Source organism: Arthrobacter agilis (assembly GCF_002953615.1).
Taxonomy (GTDB): domain Bacteria; phylum Actinomycetota; class Actinomycetes; order Actinomycetales; family Micrococcaceae; genus Arthrobacter_D; species Arthrobacter_D agilis_B.
Map to the genome: position 1 here is coordinate 575,353 of NZ_CP024915.1, position 5,722 is coordinate 581,074.

General features: G+C 72.5%; 7 protein-coding genes. 1 reads left to right on the forward strand and 6 read right to left on the reverse strand.

The features are described 5' to 3' along the window. The coding region (locus tag CVO76_RS02800; protein ID WP_208740591.1) for an FdhF/YdeP family oxidoreductase at positions 1-1,494 on the forward strand (1,494 nt) is incomplete at its 5' end. Between the two features lie 40 nt (positions 1,495-1,534). Here the strand turns inward: CVO76_RS02800 and CVO76_RS02805 are convergent. The 6 genes from CVO76_RS02805 to CVO76_RS02830 all read right to left on the reverse strand — a co-directional run. Continuing rightward, positions 1,535-2,797, reverse strand: a complete 1,263-nt coding sequence (locus CVO76_RS02805; RefSeq protein WP_133083171.1) for a molybdopterin molybdotransferase MoeA — start codon at positions 2,795-2,797, stop codon at positions 1,535-1,537. Next, on the reverse strand, positions 2,794-3,078 hold the full coding sequence (locus tag CVO76_RS02810) for a DUF6457 domain-containing protein (protein WP_133083170.1): 285 nt from the start codon (positions 3,076-3,078) through the stop codon (positions 2,794-2,796). Before CVO76_RS02810 ends, CVO76_RS02805 begins: the two co-directional genes overlap by 4 nt. Before the next feature lie 17 nt (positions 3,079-3,095). Continuing rightward, the gene (gene mobA, locus CVO76_RS02815) at positions 3,096-3,707 is read right to left on the reverse strand and encodes a molybdenum cofactor guanylyltransferase (RefSeq protein WP_244186160.1); all 612 of its coding nucleotides are present in this window, start codon (positions 3,705-3,707) and stop codon (positions 3,096-3,098) included. Beyond that, positions 3,704-4,201 (reverse strand): HNH endonuclease, encoded by a 498-nt coding sequence (locus CVO76_RS02820; RefSeq protein ID WP_133083169.1) that lies wholly within the window; start codon positions 4,199-4,201, stop codon positions 3,704-3,706. Before CVO76_RS02820 ends, mobA begins: the two co-directional genes overlap by 4 nt. A 221-nt stretch (positions 4,202-4,422) precedes the next feature. Beyond that, positions 4,423-5,298, reverse strand: a complete 876-nt coding sequence (locus CVO76_RS02825) for an NlpC/P60 family protein (protein ID WP_208740592.1) — start codon at positions 5,296-5,298, stop codon at positions 4,423-4,425. A gap of 21 nt (positions 5,299-5,319) precedes the next feature. Beyond that, on the reverse strand, positions 5,320-5,722 hold a 403-nt coding region (locus CVO76_RS02830), incomplete at its 5' end, for an NlpC/P60 family protein (RefSeq protein WP_208740593.1).

The window sequence follows — 5,722 nt, forward strand, 5'->3', positions numbered from 1 at the left end:
GCCCGCTTCGGCGGCGGCACCGCCCTGGCCGACGATTTCCTGCAGATCCGCATCGGCGGCGACCAGGCCCTGTTCCAGGGCCTGGGCAAGCACCTGCTCGAACGCGAGGAGGCCACCGGTACCGTGTTCGATTCCGCCTTCATCGCCGAGCACACCCTGGGCCTCGAGGACTACCTCGCGGGCCTGCGCGGAACCGGCTGGGACGAGATCACGACGGCGAGCGGGCTCTCGAAGGCGGAGATCACGAGGGTGGGCGACCGCATGATCGCCTCCCCCGGCACGATCGTCTGCTGGGCGATGGGGCTGACACAGCACAAGCACTCGGTCGCCACGCTGCGCGACGTCGTCAACGTGCTCCTGCTCCAGGGCAACGTGGGGAAGCCCAATGCCGGGGTCTGTCCCGTCCGGGGGCACTCGAACGTCCAGGGCGACCGCACCATGGGCATCTTCGAACGCATGCCCGAGGCGTTCCACGACGCCCTCGACCAGCGCTTCCGCTTCGCATCGCCGCGGAAGCACGGCGTGGACACCGTCGCGGCCATCCGCGCGATGCGCGACGGGAAGGCGCGCGTCTTCATGGGCATGGGCGGCAACTTCGTCCGCGCCACCCCGGACACCGACGTCACCGAGCAGGCGCTGCGCACCACCCGGCTGACGGTGCAGGTCTCCACCAAGCTGAACCGCTCCCACCTCGTCACGGGCGCCCGGGCCCTGATCCTCCCCGCGCTCGGGCGCACCGACCGCGACACCCAGGCCGGCGGGAACCAGCGCGTCACGGTCGAGGACTCGATGAGCGCGGTGCACGCCTCCACGGGACGCCTGCAGCCCGCGAGCGACCAGATGCGTTCCGAGATCGAGATCGTCTGCCAGCTCGCCGATCGCCTGTTCGCGCGCAGCGGCAGCCCCTACGGCGTCAACGCACCCCAGCTCGACTGGACCGCCGCGCAGGCGGACTACCGCGTGATCCGCGAGCACATCAGCGCCGTCGTGCCCGGCTTCGGCGACTTCGAGACCCGCCTGGACAGGCCCGGCGGCTTCGTCCTGCCCAACGGGCCCAGGGACAGCCGTACCTTCACCACCGCGACCGGCAAGGCGAACTTCACCGCCAATCCCCTCGAGTACCCGCACGTGCCCGAGGGCCGGCTGATCCTGCAGACCCTCCGTTCGCACGACCAGTACAACACCACGATCTACGGCAAGGACGACCGCTACCGCGGGATCTCCGGCGGCCGCCGCGTGGTGTTCGTCAATCCGCAGGACCTGACGGAGGCGGGTATCGACGACGGCGACATGGTGCACCTGGTCTCGGAGTGGGCGGACGGCGTCGAGCGCCGCGCCGAGGACTTCCGGGCGGTCGCCTACTCGACGCCGAAGGGCTGCGCGGCCGCCTACTACCCCGAGACGAACGTCCTGGTGCCCCTGGATTCGACGGCGGACGTCAGCGGGACGCCGACGTCGAAGTCGGTCGTCGTGCGGCTCGAGAAGGCCGCCTGACGAGGCCACTCCTGTGGCGGCGCTCCCCGCCCGGACGTCCTCAGCCGGCCAGCCACGGCAGCGCCAGGGACGGCACGGCGTCACCTGCGGCGCAGCCCTCGGCAGGGACCACCATCACGCCGTCGGCCGCTGCGAGTCCGCGCAGCATCCCGGACCGCTGGTGCGTGCTCGGCACCGCGCGCTTCGATTCGCTCCGGTAGGGCACCAGCCGGCTCCGCCCCGGCAGCGGCTCGAAGGCGTCCGCGCTCGTCACGGTCCCCGGCTCCTCGAGCGGTGAGCCGCGCAGTCCCGCGAGCAGCGGGCCGGCCACCGTGAGCATCGCCATCATCGCGGCGAGCGGATTGCCGGGCAGTCCCACCAGGAAACGTCCGTCGCGCAGTCGTGCCAGCAGCGTCGGGTGTCCCGGCCGCATCGCGATGCCGTCGATGATCAGTTCGGCGCCGAGTTCGGTGAGCGCCCTGCGGATGTGGTCGGCGGACGAGCTGCCCGTTCCACCGGTCGTGATGAGGACGTCGCCGGAGGCCCGCGCGAGGGACAGCTCATCGGTCGGTTCGGCGCTGATGGCCGCCACGACGTCGTCGAGGTCGTCCTTCGCGCGCCCCGCGACGTCGACGTGGCCGCCCAGCATCGCGACGAATCCGGGCAGCTGGGGGCCGAAGGTGTCACGCACCTGGCCGGGGTGCGGGAGCCCGTGGTCGATCACCTCGTCCCCTGTCATCAGCAGGGACACCCTCGGTGCCCGCAGGACGGCGAGGGTGTCGTGGCCGCACACCGCGGCGAGGGCGATCTGCGCCGGGTTCAGGACGACGCCGGCCGGGATGGCCTCGGAGCCTGCCTCGGCCTCCTCCCCTGCCGGGCGGACGTGCTCGTGCGGGGATGGCTCGTCGGGCCGGGCGGAGTCGTTGCGGTCCAGCACGTCCCCGCGCACCGACCCGTGCTCGGTGCGCAGGATGCCGACGGCGTTCTGCGGCACCACGCCACCGGTGAGGATGAAGGTCGCCTCGCCGGGGGCGAGGGACACCGCACCGGAGTCGGAGTGCGGCGACGGTCTTCCTCGGGGGTGCTCCTCGGGCTCCGTGTGCCTCACGAGCGTCCAGGGCGGCTCCCCGTTCACGGCCCAGCCGTCCATGGCGGACGACGCGTAGTGCGGGATGGCCTGCAGTGCGTGGACGGGTTCGGCGAGCGTCTGCCCGAGGGCGTCGGCGAGGTTGACGGTCTGGAACGGCAGCGGGCGCCCCGCGCCGTGGGCGAGTGCGCGCGCGGCCATCCAGTCGACGTTGTGCGCTGCGGCGGCCTCGCTCATGCGGGGTCTCCGTCCGCCGCGGCCTCGGCGCAGAGCGCATCGGCCACCGCCATGGCCGAGCGCATGGCCAGGTCCTCGTCGGCCTGCCCGCTGCCGACCGCGAGGCCCGCGGCGTACCCGACGACGAAGGTGGTGAGGGGTGCCGCCGGGCGGACGACGCCGTGGGCGGCCTTCCCGGCGAGGCCGAGGACGGCGTCGACGTCGACGCGCGTCCCGTCGATCTCGTAGGCGGCGAGCAGTTTCTCGGTCCAGTCGTGCAGCAGCTTCTGGCGGTCGTCCATGGGCCCTCCGGGCAGTACTAGGGGACGTCGACTCCCAGCGCTCGTGCATCACTCCAGGTGTCGACGTCGTGCGTTGTGCCCGGCGGAACCGGGACCGGTCTGCTCCTCACACTAGCAAGGAGGCTGCGGATCGACAGGTTGTCGGCCGAACCCCGGGCGAGGACCTCGTCGATGGCGCCTCCGAGCGCGTCGCTCCGGTAGAGGGCGGCCAGCGGCTGTTCGCGGCCGCCGTCGACCGCGACCAGCGAGGTCGTCCCGCCGAGCGCCGCCTCGGCGAGAAGCACGCGAATGAGCACGGCCACGCGCGGCATGTCGCAGGCCACCACGGCGCACCACGGCGCCCTCCCACCGGTCCCGGCCCGGAACCCGGCGACGACGGCGGCGGCCGGTCCGGCGAAGGGCGGGTGTTCCCGCACGAACGACGGCGGCCCCTCCCCGGAGGGCCGGGCGCCGCCGTCCGGTTCCGGTCCCACGATCGTCAGCCGCTCCGCATCGGCGAGGGCGGCGCACGTGCGCTGCAGCAGCGTCGCTCCGTCGAGGACGAGTCCCGCCTTCGGCACACCGCCGAGCCTCGTGGAGCGGCCGCCCGCCAGGACGATCGCATCGAATCGGGGGGCGTCGGGGATCACGCGGCGGTCTCCGTGAGGAACTCGCTCCACTGCGGGGCAGGCTTCTCGAGCTCGCGGATCTGCCACTGGGGCCCCCGCGGGGGCAGCGGGACGACGCGCAGCTTCCAGCCGAGGCTGGCGAGCGTCTTGTCCCCCTTTGCGTTGTTGCACTTCAGGCAGCAGGCCACGAGGTTCTCCCACGTGTCGCCGCCACCCCTCGATCTCGGCAGGACGTGGTCGATGGTCGAGGCCGTCTTGCCGCAGTAGGCGCACAGGTGGTTGTCCCGCCGCAGGACCCCGCGTCTCGTGGCCGTGACGTCGTGCCGGTAGGGGACCCTGACGTATCTGTTGAGCAGGATCACGGACGGCCGTCCGAGGATCTCGGTGGGTCCGACGACCGGCTCGTCGTCCTCCGCGATGACGCTGGCCTTGCCGGTGAGGACAAGCACGAGTGCCCGGCGGAACGTGACGACCGCCAGTGGTTCATACCCTGCATTCAGAACAAGAGTGCGCATACGGTGGCCTCATTGCTGACCTGTTCCCCGCAACCGGTTGCCATCCCGGGGTACGGGAGAAGAGCTTCGGATTGACACTGCAAGGGTAAGCCGGAGACCGGCGTGCGGCGAACCGGCGCGGGGACGGGTTGACGCGCCGCACGGCGTCGGGCTACCGCCGCCCAACGACGGAGGAACCGGCACGTCCGTGCCGGTTCCTCCGTCGTGAGTTGCTGGGGTGATCAGCCGCCGACGCGGATGTAGACGCCGCCCGAGCCGAGCTCTGCCGGTGCGATCACCGTGGTGTTGCCGTTGAAGCCACCGTGGACGGCCTGGCCGCCACCGATGTAGACAGCGATGTGGGCCATGCCCATGCCGCCGTCGGCGTAGTAGATGAGGTCACCCGGGATGGCCTCGCCTGCGCCCACCGTGCGGCCGAGGGAGAGGTAGCCTGCCGGCCAGCCGTGGAAGTTGATGCCCGCGGCGGCGAGCGAGTTGCTGACCAGGCGCGTGCAGTCCTGCATGACGCCGAGCTGGCCCTGGGCCGCGGCGGCGATGGTCGCCGCGACTCCGGAGGAGGCGGCCGGGGCGGGAGCAGGAGCCGGGGCGGGAGCAGGAGCCGGGGCGGGAGCAGCCACGGCGACCGGGGCGGCCTGTGCGACGGGGGCCGCGGCGACGGGAGCCGGTGCGACCGGCGCCTCGACGACGACGGGTGCCGGAGCCTCGGCGACGGGTGCCTCGACGACGACCGGTGCCGGAGCCTCGGCGACGGGTGCCTCGACGACCGGGGCGGGCTCGGCGACGGGCGCCTCGACGACGACCGGCTTGGCGGTGACCTTGACCGGGGTCATGTTGAAGGCGACGGCGGTCTCGGACGAGGCGACGACGGCCGCGCGGGCCGACGTGACCGTGACGCTGGACGCTGCGGCGTCACGCTGCGGCTGCAGGTCCGCGGCGTTGGCTGCGACCCCGCTCGTCAGGACGAGGCCGGAGGCCGCGGCGATGACGGCGGCCTGGCGGCCCATGCCGCCGGTGGTGACGGCCTTGGCGAGGGCCGAGAGGCCGGCGGTGTCCTGGGTTTCGCTGCGGTGGCGGGCGATGATGGCGCGTGAAGACATGGTGGTTTCTCCGAAGGGGTTCTAGCGGACGCGGACGAAGCCGGCGCCGGGAAGGTCTGAGAGGTTGTGGAGGCCGGTGTTCATGCCGTTGAGGCCACCGCTGATGACCTGGCCGTTACCGACGTAGATCGCGACGTGGCCCGCCGTGATGACCAGGTCACCCGCAGCGGGGGATCCGACGACGTCGCCGAACTGGAAGAACTGGCCGGGTGCGAGATCGCCGACGGACTTGCCGACGGAGCGCAGGGCGGTCTCGACCATCGCGGTGCAGTCCTGGGCGACGCCGATCTGGCCGTAGGCAGAGGCGACCAGTCCGGCAGCGACACCGGAGGACTGGACAGGCGCGGGTGCCGGTGCGACGACTGGCTCGGCGACGGCCACGGCGGCGGGTGCAACCACGGGTGCGGCGGGGGAAGAGGACGAC